This is a genomic window from Ruegeria sp. HKCCSP351, assembly GCF_017872535.1.
Lineage (GTDB): Bacteria > Pseudomonadota > Alphaproteobacteria > Rhodobacterales > Rhodobacteraceae > Ruegeria.
Window position 1 is genome coordinate 412,747 of sequence record NZ_JAEDOV010000001.1, and the last position, 26,259, is coordinate 439,005.

A 26,259-nucleotide genomic window follows, 5' to 3' on the forward strand; every position below is an offset into this window, starting at 1 on the left:
GTCACAAGCGTGTCACGATAGCTAGGCAAAATTGTTACTTGCACTTATTTTGCAGGCAGCAAACCGGAGACCCATATGCCTTCTCGTCGTCATGCCGTTCGCGACATTTCCTACGCGCATTCCGCCGAAACCAAAGGCGGGCGGATGGTTATCAAGCTGATGGAGAACACGACGGGCCGTATGCGCCTGATCAAACGCGCGGACGGGTACGAGAAAGACGTTGCCAATGGGCGCGACTTTTGGGCCGTGATGGTCGAACGCTATGGGCTGACTCTGGACGTGGCGGGGGGATCGCTTTCGAATATTCCGAAAGACGGTCCTCTGATCCTGATTGCCAATCATCCCTACGGAATTCTGGATGGTCTGATGATGGGACATATCCTGTCCGAGACGCGGGGAGATTTCCGCATTCTCGCTCATCGGGTGTTTCGCAAGGCCGAAGACCTGAATCGCATCATTTTGCCAATTTCGTTTGATGAAACGAAAGAGGCGATGCAACTGAACCTTGAGACCCGAAAAACCGCGCTCAACTATCTGGGCGAAGGCGGGGCGATCGGCATTTTCCCCGGCGGGACGGTCAGCACCGGGGTTAAGCCGTTTTCCCACCCCATGGATCCGGGTTGGCGCGGGTTTACCGCGCGGATGGTGGCTAAATCGAATGCCACGGTTGTTCCGGTTTTCTTTGATGGCCACACCTCTCGTCTGTTTCAGGTCGCCAGCCATCTGCACAGTACTTTGCGGATGGGCCTGCTGATCAAAGAATTCAAGAAACGCGTTGATACACCGGTGAAAGTCGTGATCGGAGAGCCGATAGGCCGTGACATTCTGGACCCGCTCAGCAAGGATACGCGCAAGATGATGGATTTCCTGCGCAAAGCCACGTATGAGCTGTCTCCAACGCCGTTGAAGTCTTATGATTACGGCTATGAGTTTGAGGAACGGCATCGCGCCTGAAGGATCTAATGGCAGTAGGTATCTTCGATTCCGGTTTGGGCGGTCTGACCGTCCTGAGTGCCGCGCAGCAACGTCTGCCGGACGTTGATTTCCTGTATTTTGCAGATAGTGCACACGCGCCTTACGGTGTGCGTGATGCCGAGGATATCTATCAGCTGACCCGCAAGGCGGTTCAGGATCTGTGGTCGCGTGGCTGCAACCTGGTGATTCTGGCCTGCAACACGGCCAGCGCCGCAGCGTTGCGGCGCATGCAGGAAGAGGGCGTGCCCAGCGGCAAACGCGTTCTTGGTGTTTTTGTCCCGTTGATCGAAGCGCTGACCGAACGGCAATGGGGTGACAATTCTCCGCCGCGCGAAGTGGCCGTCAAACATGTGGCGTTGTTTGCAACGCCTGCCACCGTGTCCAGCCGGGCCTTTCAGCGTGAATTGGCGTTTCGGGCTATCGGTGTAGATGTCGAGGCACAGGCCTGTGGCGGCGTTGTGGATGCCATAGAAGACGGCGACATGATCCTGGCCGAAGCCCTGGTGCGCAGCCATGTGGATGCGCTGAAACGCAAAATGCCGGAACCTCAGGCCGCTATTCTTGGCTGCACGCATTACCCTTTGATGGCCGAAGCATTTCAGGCGGCGTTGGGTGAAGATGTGCAGGTTTACAGCCAGGGTGCCCTTGTTGCTGACAGTCTGGCAGATTACCTGCAACGTCATCCCACCATGTTGGGCGAGGGCCCAAGTGGTTTCCTGACAACAGGTAAACCCAATGTTGTCAGCGACCGGGCGACGCAATTCCTCCGACGACAAATCACGTTCCAGGCTGCCTGACTTAGGTCAAGGACGCAGCCGCTTTGCTTCCCTTATTTCAAGGCCGTCGCATCGGCGGTCGAAACATGTGACACTCAAGTGAAAGAGGTCTGACATGACCCATAAAATCGCAATTCTGGGCGCTTCGGGCTATACCGGCGCTGAATTGGTGCGGCTGATCGCCGAGCACCCGAACATGGATATCGTCGCGCTGGCCGCCGAACGTAAGGCTGGCATGACAATGGCGCAGGTTTTCCCGCATCTGCGCCACATGGATTTGCCTGATCTGTGCAAAATCTCCGAGATCGACTTTTCGCAGGTCGACCTGTGTTTCTGCGCCTTGCCGCACAAGACCAGTCAGGAAGTGATCCGGGATTTGCCGAAAGACCTGAAAATCATTGATCTGTCTGCCGACTTCCGGCTGGCCGACCCCGACGAGTACGAAAAATGGTATGGCAATCCGCATACCGCGCTAAGACAGCAGGAAGAGGCGATTTATGGTCTGACCGAGTTCTACCGCGAAGACATCAAGAGGGCGCGGCTTGTTGCGGGCACCGGGTGCAATGCGGCAACCGGGCAATATGTTCTGCGGCCGCTGATATCTGCGGGGGTCATTGATCTGGACGATATCGTTCTGGACCTGAAATGCGCCGTATCAGGGGCAGGGCGGTCACTGAAAGAAAACTTGCTGCACGCTGAACTGAGCGAAGGCAGCAATGCCTATTCCGTCGGAGGGACGCACAGGCATCTTGGCGAGTTCGATCAGGAGTTTTCGAAACTTGCCGGTCGGGCTGTGCATGTGCAGTTCACGCCGCATCTTATCCCTGCAAACAGGGGTATTCTGGCCACAACCTATGTGAAGGGTGACCCGCACAGCATCTACGAAACGCTTGCCAAAACCTACGTGGACGAGCCGTTCATCCAGATGCTGCCGATGGGTGAGACTCCTTCAACCCACCATGTGCGGGGGTCGAATTTCTGTCACATCGGTGTTGTGGCGGATCGGATTGAGCGGCGCGCAATTGCAATTGCAGCGCTGGATAACCTGACAAAAGGTAGCAGTGGGCAAGCCTTGCAGAACGCGAACCTGATGTTAGGTGAAGATGAAACTCTGGGCCTGATGATGGCCCCGCTTTTCCCGTGAGGATGGTATGAAAACGCTCAAGAAACGTCGGCGCGTACAAGTCATTCTGGTGGCAGTTGTTGCCTTGGTGGCGGCAACAGCGTTGATTGGCTGGGCATTGCAGGACGGGATCAACTTTTTCCGCTCACCCAGTGAGGTGATTGCCGAGCCGCCGAAACCAACCGAGGTGTTCCGGATAGGCGGCTTGGTCGAAGAAGGCTCGATCATTCGCGGACAGGGCGAAACTATTCGTTTTGTTGTAACGGATGGTGGTGAAAGCGTTCCGGTCTCGTTCACAGGTGTCCTGCCTGATCTATTCTCGGAAAATCAGGGGATGATCGGCACAGGCAGTTACGTGAACGGAGTCTTTGAAGCGACTGAAATTCTTGCCAAACACGATGAAACCTACATGCCGAAAGAGGTCATGGACGCTCTGAAAGAGCAAGGTGTCTATAAAGGCGCGGAAGAAAGCTAATAAACCCTCTGGACCTGCTTCGGAGCGTTGCGTGCATGGTGCATGCTGCGCTCCGTTTCGTTTTGAATCGTTAATGTCTGTCGGAAACGGTGTGGCCACCTAACGTTACGAGGGTGGTATGCAAACGGTTCGGCAAATTGCCAAAGAGATTGTGGCCCGTGAAGGGGGCTTTGTTGATGACCCCGACGATCCGGGCGGGGCAACCAAGTTCGGGGTCACGATTCACACCCTGCGCAGGCTGGGCTTGGATCTGACCGGCGACGGACGGGTCGACGAGGCGGATGTGCGCGCATTGTCCCGTCGGCAAGCGGTCGACATTTTTGTGCGGCACTATTTCGACAAGCCACGCATTGGTGAGCTGCCCGAAACCCTGCATGCCTCTGTTTTCGACATGTATGTGAATGCCGGTGCGCAGGCGGTGAAGATCCTTCAGCGGCTGCTACAGGAAATGGGGTTCAACGTCACCGCCGATGGCGTAATCGGGCCGCAAACCGTGGCGGCCTGCGAAAGCGCGGCGCAGCCAGAGCCTGACGTCTTGCGCGACGCTTACGGAATTGCGCGGCGAAACTACTATTTTCACCTTGCTGATCGGCGGCCTGCATCCAGAAAATACGCGCGTAGCCGATCAGGCGGCAAAGGTGGCTGGATAAAACGGGCGGAAGAGTTCCTTTCGCCGCGTTATCACCTGTCGGACAGCGATTTTAACAGAAGGATCGCGGCATGGGGCTGATTTCAGGTGTGTTGGCGCTGCTGTTTGGCAACGGGCGCAACGTCTTGCAGGAAACCGCAGAACTCTATCGTGAAAACACCGAAGCAAGCGCAGTACGCGCTTACGAGGTTCAAACTCAGGCCATGTTGCAGTTCGGTAGCGAATTTCAGGCACCTCAGAAGGGCCTGTTTGACCGTGTCATGGACGGTGTAAACAGGTTGCCGCGCCCGGCACTGGCATTGGGAACGCTTGGCTTGTTCGTTGCCGCCATGGTCGACCCAATATGGTTTGCCGCACGGATGCAGGGCATAGCCTTGGTGCCAGAGCCGTTGTGGTGGTTGCTGGGCGTGGTCGTTTCGTTTTACTTTGGCGCGCGTCACCAAAGTAAAATGCAGGATTTTCAGCGGGATATCCGCTCAACCATGACGCAACTGCCAACGGTCATAAGCAATATCGAGGCCTTGCGCACCATGCAGAGCGACAGCCCCGGTATTGCTGATCCCGGTCCGGATGCTGCGCTGAACAGCGATGTCATACGTCCCGAGGAAAACCGGGCGCTGCACGATTGGCGAAAGCTTCGCGGTATCTGACCCGCGACACTTTGTGCGTGCAGAACAAGCTAAAGGTCATGGCCCCCGGTTCCGCACCGGCGTATATTCCGGGGCATGATTACAGAACTTGGCCACTTCACCCTGATCCTCGCGTTCTTTGTCGCAATTGTGCAAAGCGTTGTGCCGCTGATCGGCGCCTCAAAACGCTGGACCGGCTGGATGGTTTTTGCAGAGCCCGCCGCCATCGTGCAGTTCCTGCTGACGGCGTTTGCGTTTGGTGCTTTGATCTGGGCGTTTGTAACCTCTGACTTTTCCCTCAGGATCGTGGTCGAGAACAGCCACACGGCAAAGCCGATGCTGTACAAGATCAGCGGAACATGGGGCAACCACGAAGGATCCATGCTGCTTTGGGTGCTGATCGTCACCCTGTTTGGAGCGATGGCGGCTTTCTTTGGTGGCGGCTTGCCACCGACACTCAAAGCCCGTGTTCTGGCCGTTCAATCGGCCATTGCCGTGGCGTTTTTCGGTTTTATCCTGTTAACGTCGAACCCGTTTGACCGGCTGGCCATCGCTCCGTTTGACGGGCGCGACCTGAACCCGCTGCTTCAGGATCCCGGGCTGGCCTTCCATCCGCCGTTTCTGTACCTCGGCTATGTCGGGCTGAGCATGGCTTTCAGCTTTGCGATTGCGGCCCTGATCGAAGGGCGTATCGATGCGGCATGGGGCCGTTGGGTGCGCCCCTGGACGCTGGCGGCCTGGGTTTTCCTGACTATCGGTATCGCGCTGGGGTCCTGGTGGGCCTATTACGAACTCGGCTGGGGCGGTTTCTGGTTCTGGGACCCGGTCGAAAACGCGTCCTTCATGCCCTGGCTGTTGGCGGCGGCGCTGTTGCATTCGGCAATAGTTGTGGAAAAGCGCGAGGCATTGAAAAGCTGGACCATTCTGCTGGCAATCATCGCGTTTGGATTTTCCCTCATCGGCACGTTTATCGTGCGTTCGGGGCTACTGACCTCGGTTCACGCCTTTGCCAATGATCCGGAGCGTGGTGTGTTCATCCTGATCATTCTGGTCTTCTTCATCGGCGGCGCGCTTACCTTGTTTGCCGCACGCGCGCAGGCGATGGAGGCCAAGGGCGTTTTCGGCATGGTCAGCCGCGAAAGCGCGCTGATCGTGAACAATGTCCTTCTGGCGGTCAGTTGCTTCGTCGTCTTTGTCGGGACGATGTGGCCGATGGTGGCCGAGATGATGTTTGACCGCAAACTTTCGGTTGGGGCACCGTTTTTCAACGCGGCGTTTTCTCCGTTCATGGTTTTGCTGGGGTTGATCCTGCCAATCGGGGCGATGCTGCCGTGGAAACGCGGTCGGCTGGGCAAAACGGCCTGGTCCCTGCGCTATGCCTTTGGTCTCGCGCTGGCGATTGCGCTGTTGGTTTGGGCCATGCAGACCGGCCGCAGCGCGTTAGGGCCCGTAGGCCTGTTCCTGGGGGCATGGATCACATTCGGTGCAGCCATTGATTTGTGGAGCCGGACAGGCCGCAATGGCAGCTTCAAACGTCTGATCCGACTTCCAGGCGCCGATTGGGGTAAGGCAGTTGCCCATACAGGCCTTGGGGTGACGATCTTTGCGATTGCCGGTCTGACCGCATGGGAGGCAGAAGATATCCGTGTGGCGCAGCTGAACCGGCCCTTCGAAGTAGGTCAGTTCACACTGACGTTGCAGGACGTGCGACGGGTTCAGGGGCCGAACTATTTTTCAACCACGGCTGATGTTCTGGTCGAAAAGGGCGGTCGCGCCATTGGAACGCTGCATCCCGAGAAACGGGATTATCCCGTTGCACGCATGCCGACGACCGAGGCCGCGATTGACTATCGTTTTCTTGGTGACCTTTACGTCGTCATCGGAGATCAGCAGGCAGATGGCGGCTGGGTCATGCGAACCTATATCAAGCCTCTGGCGAACTGGATCTGGGGTGGTTGTATCCTGATGGCGCTCGGTGGTGTCCTCAGCCTGAGCGACAGGCGGTTCCGCGTCGCCGCTGGTGCGCGAAAAACACCAGCTGGCGGAGTACCTGCGGAATGAGACGCCTTGTTCTGATCTTGCTGCTGCTTGCAGCACCCGTGTTTGCGGTACAACCTGATGAAGTTCTGGACGATCCTGTTCTGGAGCAGCGGGCGCGCGACCTGAGTGTTGGATTGCGCTGTCTGGTATGTCGCAATGAAAGCATTGACGAAAGCAACGCTGAACTGGCGCGCGATCTGCGTCTTCTTTTACGCGAACGGTTGGTTGCGGGTGACACCGACGAAGAGGCCGTCGCGTTTATCGTTGATCGCTACGGTGAATATGTCCTGCTCAAGCCCACCACCAGCGGCTCGAACCTGCTGTTGTGGCTTGCCGGACCGATCATGTTGCTGATCGCTGCCGCAGTCGGGCTGAACTTTCTTCGCACGCGCGCCAAGGCGCAGGTTTCGGGTGAAACCGAAGCTCTAAGCGCGGAAGAACAGGAACGCCTTCGCCAGATTCTTGAAGACTGACGTTTGGTTCTGCTTTTCCCATCCTGCCCGGACAAGTAAATGTGCTGAAACACGTGGCGCGAGGGGAAAAGTCTTCATGAATTACGAAACGGTTCTATTGGACATATCGGACGGTCTGGCGGTTCTGACCTTGAACAGGCCGGACAAGATGAACGCGCTGACCACTCGGATGCGGGCAGAGATTACCCACGCGATGAAAGACGCCGCGGTTAAGGCGCGCTGTATCGTTATCACCGGGGCAGGGCCGGCGTTTTGTTCCGGGCAGGATCTGGGCGATGCATCATCAACTGGCAAGATCGATCTGGAACGGTCATTGCGCGACGAATACGAGCCGATGCTGGAAACCATCCACAGCTGTCCGGTTCCGACGATTGCAGCTGTGAACGGACCTGCTGCGGGGGCAGGGGCCAATCTTGCGCTGTGTGCGGATGTGGTTATTGCAACTGAGAGTGCGTATTTCCTACAGGCCTTTGCGCGTATCGGTCTGCTACCCGATGCCGGGGGCACCTGGTTCATGCCGCGCCAGATGGGCTTGGCCAAAGCGATGGGGGCCGCCTTGTTTGCTGAAAAGATCAGCGCCCGACAGGCCGAAGAATGGGGCATGATCTGGGAAGCTGTGCCCGATGATGCGTTCGCCGCACATTGGCACAAAAGGGCAGAGTATCTAGCCAAAGGTCCAACTGCCGCCTATGGCGCGATCAAACGTGCCATTCGCGGGACGTATGAAAACACATTGCAGCAGCAGCTTGCGACCGAGGCGCATCTTCAAGGTGAATGTGGCCGGTCGCGGGATTTTGCAGAAGGCGTGGTGGCGTTCATGGAAAAACGCCCTCCGAAATTCGAAGGGCGTTGATAAACGTTAGGCGCGGCGACGGCGACGCGTGCGGCGTTCGGGGCCTGCGTCTCCCTCGGTTCCGTCTGAAGCCGACGAAAACGGCCCCAGTGCCTCGGTGATCTGATCCAGTGTCGGACGCTCGCCGCGCGAAGTGGTATCCAGCGCTTCGCGCATTTTGCGCAGATGATCGGGCATGGTCCCGCAGCACCCGCCGATGATTGTTGCGCCCGAATCCCGTGCCATGGCAGCATAACGACCCATCAGTTCGGGTGTCCCGTCATAGTGGATATGGCCATCCAAGTATTTTGGAATGCCCGCATTGCCTTTTGAGATCAGCGGGCGCTCGGTGCCTTGCGCAGCAAAACCCAGAACCGTGCGCAGGATATCCGACGCGCCGGTACCACAATTGGCCCCAAAAGCGATCGGTGGGTTTGGCAAGGTTTCAACCAAAAGCGCAAGATCGGCCGAGGTGACACCCATCATCGTGCGCCCGGCCGTGTCAAAGCTCATCGTGCCGCACCAGGGCATGTCGGCCAGTGCAAAGGCCTCGGCTGCTGCGCGGAATTCCTCTGGTGCGCTGATGGTTTCTACCCAAAGAACGTCAACTCCGCCCGCTTTCAAAGCCTCGGCTTGTTCATGGAACATTTCAACCGCTTCGGAATGCGACAGGCTGCCGACCGGTTCCATAATCTCGCCAGTGGGTCCAACCGATCCGGCCACGACAACAGGGCGCCCGGCTTTGTCCGCGATTTCACGTCCAAGTTCTGCGCCGATACGGTTCAACTCGCCCACGCGGTTCTGCGCATCATGCAGTTTCAGACGCGCGGCAGTACCCCCAAACGTATTGGTCAGAAACAGGTCGCTGCCCGCGTCGACGGACCCCTTGTAAAGCGCTCTGATCTTGTCCGGAGCATCCACATTCCACAGCTCAGGCGCGTCACCTGACTGCAGGCCCATGTTAAATAAATTGGTCCCGGTCGCACCGTCCGCAAGGATGGCGTCTTTGGTGTCCAGAAGTTTGCTCAGCGCGTTTGTCATAGGGTTATTCCAGAAAAAGCGTAAAAACGCTGCAAAAAATACAGAGACGCCCCGTGTCTCATGACCAGGGCGTCAAATCAATTTCATAAAACTCATGAAGATCATGAATTTTGCATTTCAGGCAATCAGTGCTCGCTTTCCACCATCACCTGTTCTTTGGCCTCAACCAGAAGCTCGGCCATTTTCGAACGGATCGTGGCTTCATCCGCAAGATCACCCAGGTAGGCCTTGACTGCCTCGACAACGTCGTCCTCACCGACATGCTGCAGGTCGGTATGAACCAGTTCCTGGCCGTATTTCCGTGCCTGTTCAACAGTTTCGCCCTTCAGCGCGGACGCCCAGACAGCCATAAAGCGGTTGCGACGCATCCGTGCGATGAACTGCATCTTTTCGTCATGGGCGAATTTGCTTTCAAACGCGGCTTCACGTTCGTCGAATGTGGTCATTGGTTGGGGACCCCTTGGATTACCGTTTCTCACTGATGATATGACAATAGGACACCCCGGGTGCAAGGTATTTGCGCTGCGTCAAAGGCCCTCGGGGCAGCGAACTTGCGGGAACGCAGGGCTTGCACTATGAGGACGCCAACGTGAAGGGACTCATTCCCTTTCGCCAATCTGGAAAGGTCGCTTATGGCGCGTCGCAAGAAAATCTACGAAGGCAAGGCCAAAATTCTGTATGAAGGCCCCGAGCCGGGCACTATCGTACAGTATTTCAAGGATGACGCCACCGCGTTCAACGCCGAGAAGAAGGACGTGATTGACGGCAAAGGCGTGCTGAACAACCGTTTGTCCGAGTTCTTTATGACCGGGCTGACCCAGATTGGCATTCCGAACCACTTCATCCGGCGCCTGAACATGCGCGAACAGCTGGTGCGCAATTGCGAGATCATTCCGCTGGAAGTGATCGTGCGAAACTATGCGGCGGGTTCGATGTCGAAACGTCTTGGCATTGCCGAAGGGACGCAATTGCCACGTCCGATCGTTGAGTATTGCTTCAAGGATGATGCCTTGGGCGATCCTCTTGTCACCGAGGAACACATCGCCGCGTTTGGCTGGGCCAGCCAGCAGGACATGGACGACATCCTCAGCCTTGCGCTGCGCGTGAACGATTTCCTGAGCGGCGTTATGCTGGCGGTGGGTATCCGTCTAGTTGACTTCAAGATCGAAATCGGACGCGTGTTTGAAGGCGACTATCAGCGGCTGGTCGTTGCGGATGAAATCAGCCCGGACAGCTGCCGCCTGTGGGATATCAAGACCGGTCAGAAACTGGACAAGGATGTATTCCGCCGCGATCTGGGCAGCCTGACAGATGCCTATTCCGAGGTCGCCCGAAGGCTGGGTGTGCTGCCTGCCAGCAATGTCACCAAGCCGACGCTGATCAACTAAACACTCCTTCTTAGCAGCGCCGCCCCCTCAGGGCGGCGCTTTGCCTTTGCCAAGTTATTGGCCGAGCAGGGTGTTTGCGTGTGGCCGGGCCGTTTGATCAGATGACTATTCCAAAGTTTCCAGCCGCCGTGCCGGCAAAATTACTCGGGTCCATATGACGCGCAGGATCGTCACCACCTGCGGCAAACTGCGTTTGAAACAGGGTTGTCGAAACCCATCAGGCGCGCTATCCCCCGCGCAACGAAATGGGCCTTGTATGCGGCCCTTAGGTGGAGTTGCCAAAATGAAAGCACGGGTTCATGTGATGCTCAAGAACGGGGTGCTGGACCCGCAGGGCGAAGCAGTACGGCACGCATTGGGTGCAATGGGCTTTGATCAGGTCGAAGGCGTACGCCAAGGCAAAGTCATCGATCTTGAGCTTGCCGACGGCGCGACCGAGGCAGACGTGACCGAGATGTGCGAAAAGCTTTTGGCCAATACCGTCATCGAACGCTACGAGATCGAACTGGTCTGATTGATGCGGGCCGCGCGTCTGATCACCTATCGTCAACCGCTTGAGGTGTCGACGATCCCCGACCCGGTTCCCACCGAAGACGGTGTCGTGGTGCGGGTGCTGGCCTGCGGCGTGTGCCGGTCCGACTGGCACGCGTGGTCGGGCTCTGACCCGGACGTTGTCCTGCCCATGACACCCGGTCACGAGTTTTGCGGTGAGGTGGTCTCGGTCGGTGCGCGCGTCACGCGGTGGCGTGTCGGGGACCGGGTGATTGCGCCCTTCATCCTTGCCTGTGGGCATTGTCCGGACTGCGCGCAGGGTCATCAGACAATCTGCCCGAACCAGGTCGTGCCCGGCTTTACCTGTGACGGGGCTTTTGCTGAATATGTTGCCGTGGCTCATGCCGATGCCAACCTGACATCCTTGCCAGACAGCATCGCGCCTGAAATCGCCGCCGCATTGGGGTGTCGCGTAACCACGGCCTGGCAGGCGCTTGTTGGCCGGGCGCAGGTGCAGGGTGGTGAGTGGATTGCTGTCTTTGGCGGCGGCGGTGTCGGAATATCAACGCTTCTTCTGGGCAAGGCGCTTGGCGCGCGTGTAATCGTTGTCGATATCGCCGAAGACAAGCTGGCCTATGCCAAAACTCTGGGCGCCGATGCGGTGGTCAACGCCGCGACATGTGACGCCCCTCAAGCGGTGAAAGACATCACCGGTGGCGGTGCCGATGTTGCGATCGAGGCGCTTGGCGTCGAAGCCACGACCGTTTCCGCCATGCGATCCCTGCGTAAAATGGGCCGCATGGTGCAAATCGGAATGCCCGCGGGGGACCATGTGCAGATGTCGCTGCCGATGGATGTGCTCTATTCTGGTCAGCTCTCCGTGTTTGGCACCCGTGGGATGCCAAGCTGGCGCTATCCATCGCTGTTGTCCCTGATCACCGGTCAAGGGGTCGACCTGAGCCCGCTGGTGACCCGGAAAATAACCCTGAACCAGGTAAGCGCCGAGCTTGCCGCTTTTGACCATCCAACGCCTCCGGGTGTTGCGGTTGTCACAGATTTTGTCTCGTAGGAGGGCCCGCCATGCGCGCAGCCGTAATCGTATTCCCCGGATCCAACTGTGACCGAGATCTTGCCGTCGCCTTTGAGCAGGCCGGTTTTCAGGTCGATATGGTTTGGCACAAAGACGCGGCTTTGCCCAAAGGTATTGATATCGTGGGTGTGCCGGGCGGGTTCTCTTACGGAGACTACCTGCGGTGCGGCGCAATCGCAGCGCAATCGCCGATTTGCAAGGCCGTCGTCGAACACACGCAGCGCGGCGGTTATGCCGTCGGAATTTGCAACGGGTTTCAGGTTCTGACGGAAACCGGCATCCTGCCGGGCGCGCTGCTGCGCAATGCCGGGCTGAAATATATCTGCAAGACCGTAGGCCTGAAGGTCGAAACCAGCGACAGCGCGTTTACCAGCGGCTACAACGCAGGCGATGTGATCGGAATTCCGATTGCGCACCACGATGGCAACTATTTTGCGGATGACGCGACACTGGCCGCTTTGAAAGATCAGGACCGGATCGCGTTCACCTATGCCGAAAACCCGAACGGCTCGGTCGGGGATATCGCCGGGATCCTGTCGGAAAACCGCCGCGTGCTTGGAATGATGCCGCACCCCGAACGCGCAGCGGATCAGGGTCATGGCGGCACAGACGGGGTGGCGTTGTTCCGCGCATTGTCAGGTGTGTTTGAAGCGGCGTGACTTGAGGTCTCGCCCGCAGGGGCTTAACCTCTTGCTATGAACCCCGAAGTTCGATCTGGCTGGTCAAATATGCTGAAACCGTTTCGTGGTGCACCGCTGGGCTGGCGGTTGCGGCTGGCGGTTCTTGTTCTGCTGGTCGCGACAATTGCAACGGTATGGATCACGAACCGACTGTTGACCGACAGGTTCACCGAATCCACGCGCAACCGGGCGGAACTGCGGCTGACTCTGTATTCGGGCAACTTGCTGAGTGAGTTGCGCCGCAACTCGATTGTTCCGCAATTGCTTGCCCGCGACCCGACGTTGATTTCGGCATTGCAGTCAGGCGATTACACCCTGTCGACACAACGCCTTATCTCCTTCGTGGAAGAGATCGGCGCGGCCTCTCTGGTATTGCTGGACAGCGACGGGCGAACAGTTGCCGCAACTGACCGAAGCAGGTTGGGGGAAGGGCATCGGAACACGCCTTATTTTGTGGATGCGATCCGCTCGAACGCGACGATATTTTCCGTTATTCCCAAGGACGCAGGCGGATACAGCTTTGTGTATTCGCGCCGGTTGGAGAACGGGGCCGAGTTTCTGGGGGTAATCGTCGTCGAGGTTGACCTGCAAAAGTTCGAACGCGCTTGGGCCGGTATCTCGGATGCAGTGATGGTTACCGACAGCGCTGGCAACATCATTCTGTCTACGGAACCCCGGTGGCGCGGGCTGGATGAGAACACGGCGATGTTGCGCCAACCTCCACAAGGTGCGATCCAGCGCGCCATCCGCGCTACAACCGATTGGACCGCGCTGCCGCCTGATGCCTATCTTCAGGGCGAAGCGGTAATGCGGATCGAAACGCGCATTCCGTTCCGCGGCTGGCAGATGACGTCGTTCACGACCTATGCCTCGATCCGGGAAAAGGTGAACAGCGTTCTGGCGCTGGAAATCATGGGGTTTGCGATTCTTCTGGCGCTTGCGTTCTATGCGTTGAGCCGCCGTGCCACGTTGCGCATGACCCTGTTCCAGCGCGAGTCGGCAGAGCTTCGCGCATTGAACGCACGGCTACAGCGGGAAATCGCTGAACGTGAACGGGTTGAAAAGACGCTGGATTTGGCGGAACAGACGCTTGCGCAAAGCTCGAAACTGGCCGCCTTGGGCGAGATGTCGGCCGCGGTCAGTCACGAGTTGAACCAGCCACTGGCGGCAATGAAAACCTATCTGGCCGGGGCCCGCCTGTTGCTGCGCCGCAACCGCCCGGAAGAGGCCCTTGCCAGCTTTGGTCGCATCGATGGTCTGATCGAACGGATGGGCGCAATTACCCGGCAGCTGAAGTCTTATGCGCGCAAGGGGGCAGATGCGTTTTCACCAGTAAATCTTGGTGACGCGCTGGCCTCGTCCCTGTCGATGATGGAGCCGCAACTGCGTCAGCGTCACGTCAAGATCACGCAGATCGTGCCAGAGGAACCCGTGATCGTGATGGGGGACCGAATGCGCATTGAGCAGGTCATGGTCAACCTCTTGCGAAACGCACTGGACGCCACCAAATCAGTGGCGGAGCCGGATGTGGAAATCATCCTGGCAGCGGGTGACACGGCCGTGCTGACCGTACGCGACAACGGGCACGGAATCGAGGATATCGAAAACTTGTTCGAGCCGTTCTACACGACCAAACAGCCCGGAGACGGTGTTGGTCTGGGGCTTGCCATCTCGTCAGGGATCGTGAACGACCATGGGGGACGGTTGACTGCGCGCAACGGCCAATATGGCGGTGCGGTGTTTGAAATGCAGTTGCCTGCACTGGGAAGCGACGGCCTTGAAGCCGCGGAATAACGAGGAATGACTATGGCACAAGCCATGAAAATTGCCATTGTTGACGATGAACAGGACATGCGCCAGTCGATCAGTCAGTGGCTCGCTTTGTCCGGATATGACACGGAAACCTTCGCCAGCGCGGAAGATGCGCTCAAGGTGTTGGGCCCGGATTATCCTGGGATTGTTATTTCGGACATCAAGATGCCCGGAATGGACGGCATTCAGCTTCTCAAAAAGCTGATGGGCGCTGACAGCACCTTGCCCGTGATCATGATCACCGGTCACGGCGATGTTCCGATGGCTGTCGAGGCGATGCGTGTCGGAGCCTTCGACTTCCTTGAAAAACCCTTCAACCCGGACCGTATGTCGGAACTGGCCAAACGGGCCAGCAATGCGCGGCGTCTGACGCTGGACAACCGGGCGCTGCGTCGGGAATTGTCCGGTGGCACCCAGATCATGAACAAGCTGATCGGCGCCAGCCCGGTTATGGAACGCCTGCGCGAGGATATCCTCGATCTGGGCCAGGCGGATGGCCATGTGCTGATCGACGGAGAGACAGGGACCGGAAAAACGCTTGTTGCACACGCCCTGCACGCGGTTGGCAGCCGCGCTGGAAAGAAGTTCGTGCTGGTGTCCTGCGCGGCGCTCGAGGAAGACGCGCTGGCCAAACGTCTGTTTGGACCGATGATGCCGGAAGATGCCCAATTGCCCGCCATCGAAGAGGCGCGGGGCGGGACGCTGGTTCTGGAAGATGTCGAAGCGCTCAGCGATTCCCTGCAAGCCAAGCTGCTTAGCGTGATGAACGAGCAGGGCACACCGGCCGAGACACGCATCGTTGCGATCTCGAACCTGCAGGAGGCTGGAAAAACGTCGGAAGATGTCTTGCGGCCTGACCTGTTCTATCGATTGGCCGCCTTGCGCATCACCATGCCGCCCCTGCGTCAGAGGGGCGAGGATATTCTGACCCTGTTCACCCGCCTGGGCGAGCAGTTCGCGGAAGAATACGGCTGTGATGCGCCTCAGGTAAGCGCTCAGGAAGCGGCACAACTGTTGCAAGCGCCCTGGCCGGGGAACGTGCGCCAGTTGATCAACATTGCCGAACGCGCGGTGCTGCAATCGCGCCGCGGATCCGGAACGATCGCCTCGCTGTTGATGTCAGATCACGAGGAAATGCAGCCGGTCATGACCACTGAAGGCAAGCCGCTGAAGGAATATGTCGAAGCCTTTGAACGGATGCTGATCGACAACACGATGCGGCGGCACAAAGGCTCGATTGCGTCTGTGATGGATGAATTGTGCCTTCCGCGCCGGACATTGAATGAAAAGATGGCCAAGTACGGCCTCCAGCGGTCGGACTATCTGTAGAGTTTGGGACGGGGGCTCTGCCCCCGTCGCCTGTGGCGACTCCCCCGGGATATTTTTGGCCAGATGAAGGCGATCCCGCTCGCCGCGTTAGGGGCGGTGCAGTTTGCCCATTGTCTTTTCCACAGGACTGCTTTTATTGTATCCGGACGGGCCGGGCCAATTTTGTGTCCATAAGCCCCGAATCATTGAGTTTCGCTGCTTTGCTGATGGTGATGACGGATTGTTCGCCGCAATGCAGACCGATTGTGCCCCATTTGGGGCAATGTAGTACCTGAGTCCGACATGTCGGGCGAAAGGAATAATGGGCAGGCGGCGGCGCGAACCGTGCCTGTCGGAGAAGAACCGCGATGACGCGCGCGCAACGATTGAGTGACCGGGCAGGGGGCCACAGCGCCAGACCCTGCCGCGCGCCGTCCAATATCGCCCTGACAAGACACCTCCCCAAATGTGCCTGTCCACCTGGACGGGTCAGGACAACGCGTTTGGCGCGGTGCACCAAGGACACATGGCTAAGAAAATGCTTATCGATGCCACCCACGCGGAGGAAACCCGCGTCGTGGTGGTTGACGGAAATAAGGTCGAGGAGTTCGATTTTGAATCCGAAAACAAGCGCCAGCTTGCTGGCAACATCTATCTTGCAAAAGTAACACGGGTTGAGCCGTCGCTTCAGGCGGCCTTTGTGGATTATGGCGGGAACCGGCACGGCTTCCTGGCGTTTTCGGAAATTCACCCGGACTATTACCAGATCCCCATCGCCGACCGCGAGGCGCTGATGGAGGAAGAGCGCGCTTATGCCGAGGCCATGAAGGCGCGGGATGAGGCCGACGAGGGCAAGCCGAAAAAGCGGCGCTCGCGGTCCCGATCGAAGGCCGCGGATCTGAAATCGGACGATCTGGTCGAAACGATGGAAGTTTCGACCGAGCCGACGGGTATGGAAACCATCGACCTTGACGACAGAGACGATGCCGACATGGAGGTGCCCGAAGGGACATCGCCAATGGAAGTCGTCGCTGAAACACCTGTTGAGGAGCCTGAGGACAACGAAGCGTCGGAAGCTGTGTCAGATGACACTGCAGGGGAAACGGCTTCGGAAGACGAGGCTGAGGTTGAAACGGTTGAGGCTTCGCAAGACGACGCAGCAGGGGATTCTGATGACCCGGCGGACGCTTCAAGCGCTGATGATGGCGATGACGCATCTGAATCGTCTGAGGATGACCAGGACGCAGAAGATGGCGACGCGGATGAAGAACACGCTGACGCAGCCGCGAAAGATGACACGATTGAAACCGTGGCCGAGGAAGATGACAGCGAGGACATCCGCCCTCCACGCAAGCCACGCCCGCGCCGGTACAAGATTCAGGAAGTGATCAAAGTGCGCCAGGTGTTGCTGGTGCAGGTCGTCAAGGAAGAACGCGGCAACAAAGGGGCAGCCCTGACGACATATCTGTCGCTGGCCGGTCGCTATTGTGTTTTGATGCCAAACACCGCGCGTGGCGGTGGGATCAGCCGCAAGATCACCAACGCGGTTGACCGCAAGAAACTGAAGGAAATCGCCGCGGATATTGATGTCCCGACAGGGGCAGGTTTGATTATCCGGACTGCGGGCGCCAAGCGGACCAAGTCGGAAATCAAGCGCGACTATGAATACCTGCAACGCCTGTGGGAACAGATCCGGGCATTGACCCTGGAATCCATCGCACCTGCAAAGATCTATGAAGAAGGCGATCTGATCAAACGGTCGATCCGGGACCTTTATAACCGCGATATCGACGAGGTTCTGGTCGAGGGCGAAGGCGGATACCGCATCGCCAAGGACTTCATGAAGATGATCATGCCGTCGCACGCCAAGAATGTGAAACGGTACGAGGACGCACTACCGCTGTTTGCACGCTATCAGGTGGAAAGCTATCTGGCGGGGATGTTCAATCCGACCGTTCAGCTGAAATCTGGCGGGTATATCGTGATCGGCGTGACCGAAGCGCTGGTGGCGATCGACGTGAACTCGGGCCGGGCCACGAAAGAAGGCTCGATCGAAGAAACGGCGCTGAAAACCAACCTGGAGGCCGCGGAAGAAGTGGCGCGCCAGTTGCGTCTGCGTGACCTTGCCGGTCTGATTGTCATCGATTTCATCGATATGGACGAGCGCAAGAACAATGCGTCCGTTGAAAAGCGTCTGAAAGACAAGCTGAAAACCGACCGCGCCCGCATTCAGGTTGGCCGGATTTCGGGTTTTGGCCTGCTCGAGATGAGCCGTCAGAGGCTGCGCCCCGGTATGATCGAGGCGACCACACAGCCATGCCCGGCATGCCACGGCACCGGCCTGATCCGTTCGGACGACAACATGGCGCTGTCGATCCTGCGTCAGATCGAAGAGGAAGGCACCCGCCGCCGCTCGCGCGAGGTTCTGGTGCGCTGCCCGGTCAGTATCGCGAACTTCCTGATGAACCAGAAGCGCGAACACATTGCCCAGATCGAATCGCGCTATGGCCTGTCTGTACGGATCGAAGGCGATGTGCATCTGGTCAGCCCGGATTTCTCGATGGAGAAATTCAAGACCGCCAGCCGCATTGTTCCCGAAGCGATAGCACCTGTCGTTTCGGTCGATGCGTCACTGATGGATATGGTCGATTCTTCGGAAGAGGAAGAAACCGAAGAGGATACCGCGCCGACCGAAGACGATACCAAACCCAAGCGCAAGCGCCGCCGTCGTCGTCGCAAGAAGGGTGGGGGCAATGGTGACGCGCCGGAACAGGGCGCGGATGACGGTGAAGGGACACAGCAGGAGGATGCCGCAGGCGAATCCGCTGAAACCGAAACCACTGTCGAGGCAGCCGAAGCCGAAGCGACCGAAGAGGAAAAACCTGCCAAGCCCAAGCGTAAGCGCGCGCCGCGTCGTCGTAAGAAAGATTCTGTAGCAGATGAGGCTGCGGAACAGCCTGCAGCAACGGACGCCGATGCCGGGGCTGATGCACCCGCGGTTGAAGAAGCGGCCTCAGACGCCGAAGCCGAACCTGCCGAGGCGGCTGTCGCCGAGCAAAGCGAAGCTGTTGAGGCCGCGGATGCTGCGCCTGAAGCAACAGAGGTAGCCGAGCAGACCGAAGAAGTTGCACAGGCTGAAGCGATGGCAGCGGTGGAAGAACCTGCAGTTCAATCTGCCGATGAGCCGGTCGAAGACGCGCCCGTTGCAGAAACACCCGTGGCAGCAGAACCTGAACCGGTGCTTGAAACTGTGGCAGATGAACCTGAACCAGAATCCGACAGGCCCAAACGGCGCGGATGGTGGTCGCTGGGTAAATGATGAAAGGGCGGGCAGGTTTGCCCGCCTTTCTTTTGTCGTTAAGTCAGTCGGATTTTCGGATCAGATAGATCTGATGTGCGCCGTCGAAATCCTGAGACAGCAAGGTGTGGCCAGCTTCGGCGCAAAAATGCGGGACATCGATGATGGCTGCCGGATCATCAGCCAATACACGCAGCACAGAGCCTTGCGGCATGGATTTCAGCCGTTTGCGGGCCTTGAGGACGGGCAGGGGGCACAGAAGGCCCAGCGCATCCAGCGTATCTGTAATCTCTGACATGATTTTCGGGATAGGGCGAAGTTGTAATATTGTCCAGATTCCAAGCACGAGGATGTGACTCATTGGCCCCGTGACGGACCGCCATTCATCACTTATGTGCTAAAACATGTTCGGAATAGAAATCATAGACGCGGGGCTGCTGCCCGCCATGTTTGTTGCCCTGCTGGGTGGCCTGATCAGCTTTCTGTCGCCTTGTGTGCTGCCCATCGTGCCGCCCTATCTGGCATATATGAGCGGTGTCACGATCAACGAGATGCAGGATGAGGCCCGCGCCCGGCGCAAGGCAACCATGTCAGCGCTGTTCTTTGTGTTGGGCCTGTCGACAGTTTTTCTGCTGTTGGGTTTCACTGCATCTGCCTTCGGGGCGTTTGTGCTGCAAAATCAGGTACTTTTCGCCAAACTGTCCGGTGCCGTTGTCATTGTCTTTGGTCTGCATTTCCTGAACGTCTTCCGCATCCCCTTTCTGGACCGCGAAGCGCGGATCGAAACCGGTGATTCCGGTGGTTCGGTCTTTGGTGCTTATATTCTTGGATTGGCCTTTGCATTCGGTTGGACGCCTTGCATAGGCCCCCAACTTGGCGCGATCCTGTCACTTGCGGCATCCGAGGCCTCGGTGGCGCGTGGAACGCTGTTACTGGGTGTTTATGCGGCTGGATTGGGTATTCCGTTTCTGCTGGCTGCCATGTTCCTCAACCGCTCTATGACCGTGATGAACCGGATCAAACCCTATATGGGTGTGATCGAAAAAGTCATGGGTGGGCTGCTGCTGTTCGTGGGCATCATGCTGATCACGGGCCTGTTCACCCGCTTCAGTTGGTGGTTGCTGGAAACCTTTCCGGCGCTTGCGAATTTCGGTTGAGCGTCTGACCCCCTTACCTTGACCTAAAGCCTGCGTTAACCTGCGCGGCAGAAGGTAAAGGCATGAGCAGTCAGAGAAATCAGTCACAGGTGCGCAAACGCCGGGTGTTCTACATCCCCGGTTATGACCCGATGCCGCCGCGACGATATCGCGAGCTTTACCGAACCGAGTCGCAAGCGCAGGCCCGGATTTCGGGATATGAGATCGCCATGGCTCCCAAGTCCGCGGAGGGTCTGTTCGGCTGGTCCGTGACGTCCATTCAGGACGGTGCGTCCGTCGAGACTGAAATTGAAGTACTGGTCTGGTCAGACATCGTGCGCGACAGCATGTCCGCGTCGATCCCTGCCACCTATGCGCAGTTGGCCCACACGGCGTGGATATACATTTCGACCGGTGCTTTGTGGCGCCTGATGCGGTTGCGCAAAGGCCCGGTGATTGCGGCGCTCTATCCGGTGGCGATGTTGGTGTCTCAGTTGCTGGTTGCGCTTGCGGTCGTGTGGGCATCTGTGGTTGTGGCCGGCTGGTGGGGCCTGTTTCCGGGTATCGCCGTTGCGGTTGCGCTGATGCTGTGGTTCCGCAAGATCGACAACCGGCTGTTTGCCTACTACCTGATGCATGATTATGCCTATTCCGCACAGCTGAAGGGGGAAACTCCGCTTAAACTGAAGGACAGGCTGGCCGCATTCCGCAAGGCGATTGAAGCCGCGCTGATATCTGGTGTGGATGAGGTTCTGGTGGTAGGCCACAGTTCGGGCGCGCATCTGGCGGTGTCTGTTCTGGCCGACCTGATCCGCGACAGGGCGGTGCCGCAACAAGGGGCAGAGTTGTCGTTCCTCAGCCTGGGGCAGGTGGTGCCTATGGTGTCCTTTCTGCCAAATGCGCAGGGCCTTCGGTCCGACCTTCAATTCCTTTCCTCCAGTTCAGCCATCACATGGGTCGATGTCTCGGCCCCCGGGGATGGCTGCGCATTTGCGCTGTGTGATCCGGTGGCCGTTACAGGGGTGGCCGGGCCGGAGAAACGTTGGCCGCTTGTCCTGTCGGCAGCCTTTACCCAAACCCTGTTACCTGAACGTTGGAAAGCCCTGCGCTGGCGGTTTTTCCGGCTGCATTTTCAATACCTTTGCGCATTCGATAAGCCGGGTCCGTACGACTATTTCCGAATTACGGCAGGCCCTTTGACGCTGAAACAGCGGTTCCTTGGGCGCACACCTTCGCGCAGCCGGATTGAGACGCCAGTGTCCAAATACACGTCGGTGCGTCCATGACCCCGCCCAAGCCCCAGCCGCGCGCAGACAAGGTTTCCCTACTGCGTTATCTGAAATTGTTTCGTCAGGATCTGCTGTCTGCACAGCCAGCGCGCCTTTACCGCGCGTGGATGGCCGAATTCAGGACACCCTTCTTTCGATCTTTCCTGATCAATCAACCGGACTTGATTCACACCGTCCTCAGGAAACGCCCCGAAGATTTCCCTAAATCGGGCCGGATCAGCGAAGGGTTGCGCCCCTTGCTTGGAAATTCGGTGTTTCTGACCAATGGAGAGACGTGGAAACGTCAGCGGCGCATCATTGACCCGGCATTTGAGGGCGGGCGGCTGAAGGACACGTTTCCCGCAATGCTGGCCGCGGCAGACGCATGTGTTGAGCGGTTGCGCCCCCATGTCGGCAAACAGATCGAAGTCGAAGAACAAACAAGCCACGCCGCAGCGGATGTGATTTTTCGCACGTTGTTTTCGGTGCCAATCGACCACGCCATAGCCAGCAAGGTGTTTGAAAAGTTCCGCAACTACCAGCGCGAACAACCACTGCTGAACCTTGCAGCCTTCGTTCCGCTGCCCAAATGGATGCCTCGGTTTCACTCCCGGACGACACGGAGAAACGCCGAAGACATTCGTAACCTGATCACTGACCTGACCCATGAGCGGGCCGAGGCGATCAAGGCCGGAACCGCCCCCGATGATCTGGCAACCAAGATCATGACAACCGCTGATCCTGAAACCGGCCAGTTTTTCGAGCCCGAGGAAATGGTCGATCAGGTCGCGATCTTCTTTCTTGCAGGGCATGAAACCAGCGCATCGGCTCTGGCGTGGACATTGTATCTGCTGGCGCTTTATCCCGAATGGCAGGAAAGGATTGCTGACGAAGCTGCCGCTCTGGACGATCCGACCTTTGCCTCGGTTTCCAAACTCAAGATCAGCCGCGACGTGTTTCGCGAGGCACTGCGCCTTTACCCACCAGTTCCCATGATGGTGCGAGAGGCCACGTGCCCACACCAGTTCCGAAACAGAGACGTTCCCAAAAGGTCACAAATCGTCATCAGCCCCTGGCACCTGCACCGTCACGAACGGTTATGGGACAATCCCGACGGCTTTGACCCGACCCGCTGGAACAGTGAAAACGGCAAAACTTGCCAGCGTGAGGCATATATCCCATTTTCCGCAGGTCCCCGCGTCTGTACCGGGGCCGGGTTTGCCATGGTCGAAGGGCCGCTGATCCTGTCGATGCTGGTGCGAAATTTCAAATTCGAAACAATCAGCGGCAAAACGCCGGTTCCGGTGGCCCATCTGACCGTTCGATCCAGGGATGGCATATGGTTGCGGCTGGTTGAGCGCTAACAAACTACCATCGGTCCTGACTGTGATGTATGCGGGGGAAGACATCGGAATCATCATTGAACGGGAAAACATTATGGCCAAAGCAGAACAGCGCGCGCAGATGATCAACGGCGCAGGCTTTATCGCGGCATTGGATCAAAGCGGCGGCTCGACCCCGAAAGCTCTGGCGTTGTACGGCGTTGACGCGTCGACCTACAGCTCGGACGCTGAGATGTTCGGCGAAATTCAAAAGATGCGCGCGCGGATCATTCTGGCAAATGACTTCACCAAAGACAAAGTCATCGGTGCGATCCTGTTCGAACGCACCCTTGGTGAAGAGATCGAGGGCCGCAAGGTCGCTGATTACCTCTGGTCGGTCAAAGGCATCGTGCCATTCCTGAAAATCGACAAGGGCCTTGAGGATCAGGCCAACGGCGTTCAGTTGATGAAACCGATCCCCGGTCTGGCCGACACGCTGGCTAAGGCAGAAGGCGTGTTCGGTACCAAGGAACGTTCGGTCATCCACGAGGCCAATGCCGACGGCATCGCGGCCGTGGTCGCCCAGCAATTCAACGTCGCCCGTGAAGTGACTGACGCCGGAATGGTTCCAATCGTCGAGCCGGAGGTCAACATTCATTCAGAAACCAAGGCCGAGGCCGAGGACATTCTGAAAGCTGAAATCCTGAAGAACCTGGACCAGCTAGCCGAAGGGCAAGAGGTCATGCTGAAGCTGACGATCCCGACACAGGCAAACCTGTATGACGAACTGGCCGACCATCCGCGTGTTCTGCGCGTTGTCGCACTTTCAGGCGGGTATTCGACCGAAGAGGCCTGCAACCTGTTGGAACAGAACGGCAAAATGATCGCGTCTTTCTCGCGCGCACTGACCGAAGGTCTCTCGAAACAGCAGTCGGACGCCGAATTCAACGCAGCTTTGGGCGGCAATATCGACAAGATCTTCAAAGCCTCGGTCTGATCCTCAGACAGGTTTCGTGAAAGAGCGGCGCAACTGTGCCGCTTTTTTTCTGCTGATACAGCCTTCGGCATGGTCATTGACCAGCCCCATGGCCTGCATGAACGCAAACACCGTCGTGGGGCCAACAAACTTCCAGCCCCGTTTCTTGAGGTCCTTCGACATAGCCACCGACTCGGGCGATGTGGATGCCGATTGCGGGGGCGGCGGGGTTTCCGCCTCATACCGCCAGACATAGGCTGCCAGCGATCCTTCTGACGCCACCAGATCCTGCGCGCGGCGGGCGTTGTTGATCACCGCCTCGATCTTGCCCCGGTGGCGAATGATCCCATCATTTTGCAGCAGACGTTCAACATCGGCTTCAGAGAACTCAGCCATCTTGGTGAAATCAAATCCGTAAAACGCTTCTCGGAAATTCTCGCGCTTGTTCAGGATCGTGCGCCAGCTAAGACCCGATTGAAAACTTTCCAGGCACAGTTTTTCGAACAATCGCTGATCATCCGCGACCGGAAACCCCCATTCGTTGTCATGATAGTCAAAGAATTCCGGCGCCGCCTGGCACCAGGAACACCGAGGTTGACCGTCAGGTCCAGATATTGTGTTACCCATGAATGTACCTCTTTTGTTCCTTGGGGACGTTACACCCAACAACCAAGATCTGACAAGCGTTAAACCTTGTCGCGGTACCAGTTCAGAATAAACACGCGAATAGCCGAGGCCAATCCGGTTTCCGGGTCGCGGTCAACATCAATTTGCGCGGCCAGTGCATTGATTGGCTGATCTTTTTCTTTCGCAATATCGCGAAATGCCCGCCAGAATTCGTCTTCAAGCGAAACTGATGTCCGGTGTCCCTTGAGGGTCAATGAACGTTTTACCGGTCGACCGCTCATTCATCCAGCTCGTGATTGTCAAGGTCACGCTTCTGCTTGCCCTGCTGAAGCCTGACGATTGCTTTCTCGGACTTGGTGCGCCCAAAGGCGACGGCATTCTGATCTACGCGGGCCTTCTTTTCGGCCCGCGCCTTTTCTTTTCGATACCGGTTCAGGTTCACCGGCTTGCCCATCAGTCTTTCGGGCCGATCATCTGTTCGGGGCGCACAACGGCATCAAAGGTTGCCTCGTCCACAAACCCCAGCGCGATGGCTTCTTCCTTGAGGGTTGTGCCGTTCTTATGCGCGGTCTTGGCGACCGTGGTGGCGTTGTCATAGCCGATGGTCGGGGCCAGCGCCGTCACGAGCATCAGCGATTCCTTCATCAGCTTGTCGATGCGCGGTTCATTGGCCTTGATGCCCAGCAACATCCGCTCGGTAAAGCTGTCGGCAGCGTCGCCCAGCAACTGAATGGATTGCAACAGGTTGTAGGACATCATCGGGTTATAGACGTTCAGCTCGAAATGGCCCTGACTGCCTGCAAAATTCATCGCGGCGTTGTTGCCCATCACATGCGCAGCAACCTGTGTCAGCGCCTCGGCCTGGGTCGGGTTCACCTTGCCGGGCATGATGGACGAGCCGGGCTCGTTCTCGGGCAGGATCAGTTCGCCAAGCCCCGAACGCGGACCAGAACCCAGGAAACGGATGTCGTTGGCAATCTTGTAACAGCTGCCCGCGATGGTCGCCAAAGCCCCGGACATAAAGACCATGGCGTCATGGGCGGCCAGCGCTTCGAACTTGTTCGGCGCGGTCACGAAGGGCAGGCCGGTGATCTGCGCCATATGGCCCGCCACAGCTTCGCCCCAACCGTTTTGGGTGTTCAGGCCGGTGCCTACGGCGGTGCCACCCTGCGCCAGCTCATAAATACCGGGCAGCGCTGCGTGAACGCGTGCAATCCCCTGACGGATCTGGTGGGCATAACCGCTGAATTCCTGCCCCAGTGTCAGAGGTGTTGCATCCTGCGTATGAGTCCGACCGATCTTGATGATGCCCTTGAACTCATCGGCCTTCTGCTCAAGACCAGAGGCCAGCTTTTCCAGCCCGGGCAGAAGGACGTCACGAACACTCATCGCCGTGGCGATGTGCATCGCAGTTGGAAAGGTGTCATTCGACGACTGACCCATGTTGCAATGATCGTTCGGATGCACGGGGTCTTTTGAACCGATGACACCGCCCAGAATTTCGATAGCGCGGTTCGCGATGACCTCGTTCGAGTTCATGTTCGACTGCGTGCCCGAACCCGTCTGCCATACGACCAGCGGAAAGTTGTCGTCGAACTTGCCTTCGATCACCTCACCCGCGGCCTGAATGATGGCGTCGGCAATCCTGGTATCCAGCTTGCCGGTCGCTTTGTTTTCCATCGCGCAGGCTTGCTTGATCACGCCCAGCGCACGCACAATGGCAATGGGTTGTTTTTCCCAACCGATCGGGAAGTTCATGATCGAACGCTGCGTTTGCGCGCCCCAATACTTGTCGGCAGGAACCTCGAGCGGGCCAAAGCTGTCGGATTCGGTGCGGGTCTGAGACATC

General features: G+C 57.9%; 27 protein-coding genes. 20 read left to right on the forward strand and 7 right to left on the reverse strand.

Annotation, left to right across the window (positions count from 1 at the left end):
* Nucleotides 1-75 precede the first annotated feature (75 nt).
* The 9 genes from I9182_RS02010 (at nt 76) to I9182_RS02050 (ending at nt 7,993) form a co-directional block, all read left to right on the forward strand.
* Nucleotides 76-954: a lysophospholipid acyltransferase family protein gene (locus I9182_RS02010; protein WP_209596133.1), complete on the forward strand. Its 879-nt coding sequence runs from the start codon at nt 76-78 to the stop codon at nt 952-954.
* 8 nt (nt 955-962) lie between these two features.
* A complete protein-coding gene (gene murI / locus I9182_RS02015) occupies nt 963-1,772 on the forward strand; it encodes a glutamate racemase (RefSeq protein ID WP_209596136.1) in 810 nt (269 codons plus the stop codon).
* Between the two features lie 94 nt (nt 1,773-1,866).
* Nucleotides 1,867-2,895: an N-acetyl-gamma-glutamyl-phosphate reductase gene (gene argC, locus I9182_RS02020; protein WP_209596137.1), complete on the forward strand. Its 1,029-nt coding sequence runs from the start codon at nt 1,867-1,869 to the stop codon at nt 2,893-2,895.
* A 7-nt stretch (nt 2,896-2,902) separates the two neighbouring features.
* Nucleotides 2,903-3,349, forward strand: coding sequence for a cytochrome c maturation protein CcmE (gene ccmE / locus I9182_RS02025; RefSeq protein WP_209504023.1), 447 nt, complete (start codon nt 2,903-2,905; stop codon nt 3,347-3,349).
* Nucleotides 3,350-3,467: 118 nt separating this feature from the next.
* Nucleotides 3,468-4,079, forward strand: coding sequence for a holin-associated N-acetylmuramidase (locus I9182_RS02030; RefSeq protein ID WP_209596139.1), 612 nt, complete (start codon nt 3,468-3,470; stop codon nt 4,077-4,079).
* The gene (locus I9182_RS02035; RefSeq protein WP_209596141.1) at nt 4,070-4,648 is read left to right on the forward strand and encodes a holin family protein; all 579 of its coding nucleotides are present in this window, start codon (nt 4,070-4,072) and stop codon (nt 4,646-4,648) included. Before I9182_RS02030 ends, I9182_RS02035 begins: the two co-directional genes overlap by 10 nt.
* Before the next feature lie 75 nt (nt 4,649-4,723).
* Nucleotides 4,724-6,688 (forward strand): heme lyase CcmF/NrfE family subunit, encoded by a 1,965-nt coding sequence (locus tag I9182_RS02040; protein ID WP_209596143.1) that lies wholly within the window; start codon nt 4,724-4,726, stop codon nt 6,686-6,688.
* On the forward strand, nt 6,685-7,140 hold the full coding sequence (locus tag I9182_RS02045; RefSeq protein WP_209596145.1) for a cytochrome c-type biogenesis protein: 456 nt from the start codon (nt 6,685-6,687) through the stop codon (nt 7,138-7,140). The genes I9182_RS02040 and I9182_RS02045 overlap by 4 nt, the downstream gene beginning before the upstream one ends.
* 76 nt (nt 7,141-7,216) lie before the next feature.
* Complete coding sequence (locus I9182_RS02050; protein ID WP_209596147.1) at nt 7,217-7,993, forward strand: enoyl-CoA hydratase-related protein; 777 nt, start codon at nt 7,217-7,219, stop codon at nt 7,991-7,993.
* Between the two features lie 6 nt (nt 7,994-7,999).
* Here I9182_RS02050 and bmt read toward each other — a convergent pair whose 3' ends face one another.
* Nucleotides 8,000-9,013: a betaine--homocysteine S-methyltransferase gene (bmt, locus tag I9182_RS02055; protein ID WP_209596149.1), complete on the reverse strand. Its 1,014-nt coding sequence runs from the start codon at nt 9,011-9,013 to the stop codon at nt 8,000-8,002.
* Between the two features lie 125 nt (nt 9,014-9,138).
* The gene (locus I9182_RS02060; RefSeq protein WP_209596151.1) at nt 9,139-9,459 is read right to left on the reverse strand and encodes a DUF1476 domain-containing protein; all 321 of its coding nucleotides are present in this window, start codon (nt 9,457-9,459) and stop codon (nt 9,139-9,141) included.
* A gap of 186 nt (nt 9,460-9,645) precedes the next feature.
* On the opposite strand from I9182_RS02060, the gene purC reads away from it, so the two are divergent.
* From purC to I9182_RS02095, 7 genes are all read left to right on the forward strand, one after another.
* On the forward strand, nt 9,646-10,401 hold the full coding sequence (gene purC, locus I9182_RS02065; protein ID WP_209504015.1) for a phosphoribosylaminoimidazolesuccinocarboxamide synthase: 756 nt from the start codon (nt 9,646-9,648) through the stop codon (nt 10,399-10,401).
* Between the two features lie 283 nt (nt 10,402-10,684).
* Nucleotides 10,685-10,915 (forward strand): phosphoribosylformylglycinamidine synthase subunit PurS, encoded by a 231-nt coding sequence (purS, locus tag I9182_RS02070; RefSeq protein WP_117872765.1) that lies wholly within the window; start codon nt 10,685-10,687, stop codon nt 10,913-10,915.
* Nucleotides 10,916-10,918: 3 nt separating this feature from the next.
* Nucleotides 10,919-11,962: a zinc-dependent alcohol dehydrogenase family protein gene (locus tag I9182_RS02075; RefSeq protein ID WP_209596153.1), complete on the forward strand. Its 1,044-nt coding sequence runs from the start codon at nt 10,919-10,921 to the stop codon at nt 11,960-11,962.
* A gap of 11 nt (nt 11,963-11,973) precedes the next feature.
* Complete coding sequence (gene purQ / locus I9182_RS02080) at nt 11,974-12,642, forward strand: phosphoribosylformylglycinamidine synthase subunit PurQ (RefSeq protein WP_209596155.1); 669 nt, start codon at nt 11,974-11,976, stop codon at nt 12,640-12,642.
* Between the two features lie 69 nt (nt 12,643-12,711).
* The gene (locus I9182_RS02085; protein ID WP_209504012.1) at nt 12,712-14,457 is read left to right on the forward strand and encodes an ATP-binding protein; all 1,746 of its coding nucleotides are present in this window, start codon (nt 12,712-12,714) and stop codon (nt 14,455-14,457) included.
* Between the two features lie 12 nt (nt 14,458-14,469).
* Nucleotides 14,470-15,804, forward strand: a complete 1,335-nt coding sequence (locus tag I9182_RS02090) for a sigma-54 dependent transcriptional regulator (RefSeq protein ID WP_209504011.1) — start codon at nt 14,470-14,472, stop codon at nt 15,802-15,804.
* Nucleotides 15,805-16,309: 505 nt separating this feature from the next.
* Nucleotides 16,310-19,102 carry a ribonuclease E/G gene (locus I9182_RS02095; RefSeq protein ID WP_209596157.1) on the forward strand — a complete coding sequence of 931 codons (2,793 nt, stop codon included), beginning with the start codon at nt 16,310-16,312 and terminating at the stop codon, nt 19,100-19,102.
* 43 nt (nt 19,103-19,145) lie between these two features.
* Here I9182_RS02095 and I9182_RS02100 read toward each other — a convergent pair whose 3' ends face one another.
* Entirely contained in the window at nt 19,146-19,379 is a 234-nt protein-coding gene (locus tag I9182_RS02100) for a sulfurtransferase TusA family protein (RefSeq protein WP_209504009.1), read from the reverse strand.
* Nucleotides 19,380-19,485: 106 nt separating this feature from the next.
* On the opposite strand from I9182_RS02100, the gene I9182_RS02105 reads away from it, so the two are divergent.
* From I9182_RS02105 to I9182_RS02120, 4 genes are all read left to right on the forward strand, one after another.
* The gene (locus I9182_RS02105) at nt 19,486-20,238 is read left to right on the forward strand and encodes a cytochrome c biogenesis protein CcdA (protein WP_209504008.1); all 753 of its coding nucleotides are present in this window, start codon (nt 19,486-19,488) and stop codon (nt 20,236-20,238) included.
* A 62-nt stretch (nt 20,239-20,300) separates the two neighbouring features.
* Entirely contained in the window at nt 20,301-21,503 is a 1,203-nt protein-coding gene (locus I9182_RS02110; RefSeq protein WP_209596159.1) for a hypothetical protein, read from the forward strand.
* Nucleotides 21,500-22,849, forward strand: coding sequence for a cytochrome P450 (locus I9182_RS02115; protein ID WP_209596161.1), 1,350 nt, complete (start codon nt 21,500-21,502; stop codon nt 22,847-22,849). Before I9182_RS02110 ends, I9182_RS02115 begins: the two co-directional genes overlap by 4 nt.
* Before the next feature lie 73 nt (nt 22,850-22,922).
* The gene (locus tag I9182_RS02120) at nt 22,923-23,804 is read left to right on the forward strand and encodes a fructose bisphosphate aldolase (RefSeq protein ID WP_209596162.1); all 882 of its coding nucleotides are present in this window, start codon (nt 22,923-22,925) and stop codon (nt 23,802-23,804) included.
* A 3-nt stretch (nt 23,805-23,807) separates the two neighbouring features.
* Here the strand turns inward: I9182_RS02120 and I9182_RS02125 are convergent, their stop codons facing one another.
* From I9182_RS02125 to fumC, 4 genes are read right to left on the reverse strand one after another with little or no spacing between them, the layout of a single operon-like run.
* A complete protein-coding gene (locus I9182_RS02125; RefSeq protein ID WP_209596164.1) occupies nt 23,808-24,410 on the reverse strand; it encodes a DNA-3-methyladenine glycosylase I in 603 nt (200 codons plus the stop codon).
* 59 nt (nt 24,411-24,469) lie between these two features.
* Nucleotides 24,470-24,691: a ribbon-helix-helix domain-containing protein gene (locus I9182_RS02130; protein WP_209504003.1), complete on the reverse strand. Its 222-nt coding sequence runs from the start codon at nt 24,689-24,691 to the stop codon at nt 24,470-24,472.
* Nucleotides 24,688-24,864, reverse strand: a complete 177-nt coding sequence (locus tag I9182_RS02135) for a DUF4169 family protein (protein WP_209596166.1) — start codon at nt 24,862-24,864, stop codon at nt 24,688-24,690. Before I9182_RS02135 ends, I9182_RS02130 begins: the two co-directional genes overlap by 4 nt.
* Complete coding sequence (gene fumC / locus I9182_RS02140; RefSeq protein ID WP_209504001.1) at nt 24,864-26,258, reverse strand: class II fumarate hydratase; 1,395 nt, start codon at nt 26,256-26,258, stop codon at nt 24,864-24,866. Before fumC ends, I9182_RS02135 begins: the two co-directional genes overlap by 1 nt.
* Nucleotide 26,259 lies beyond the last annotated feature (1 nt).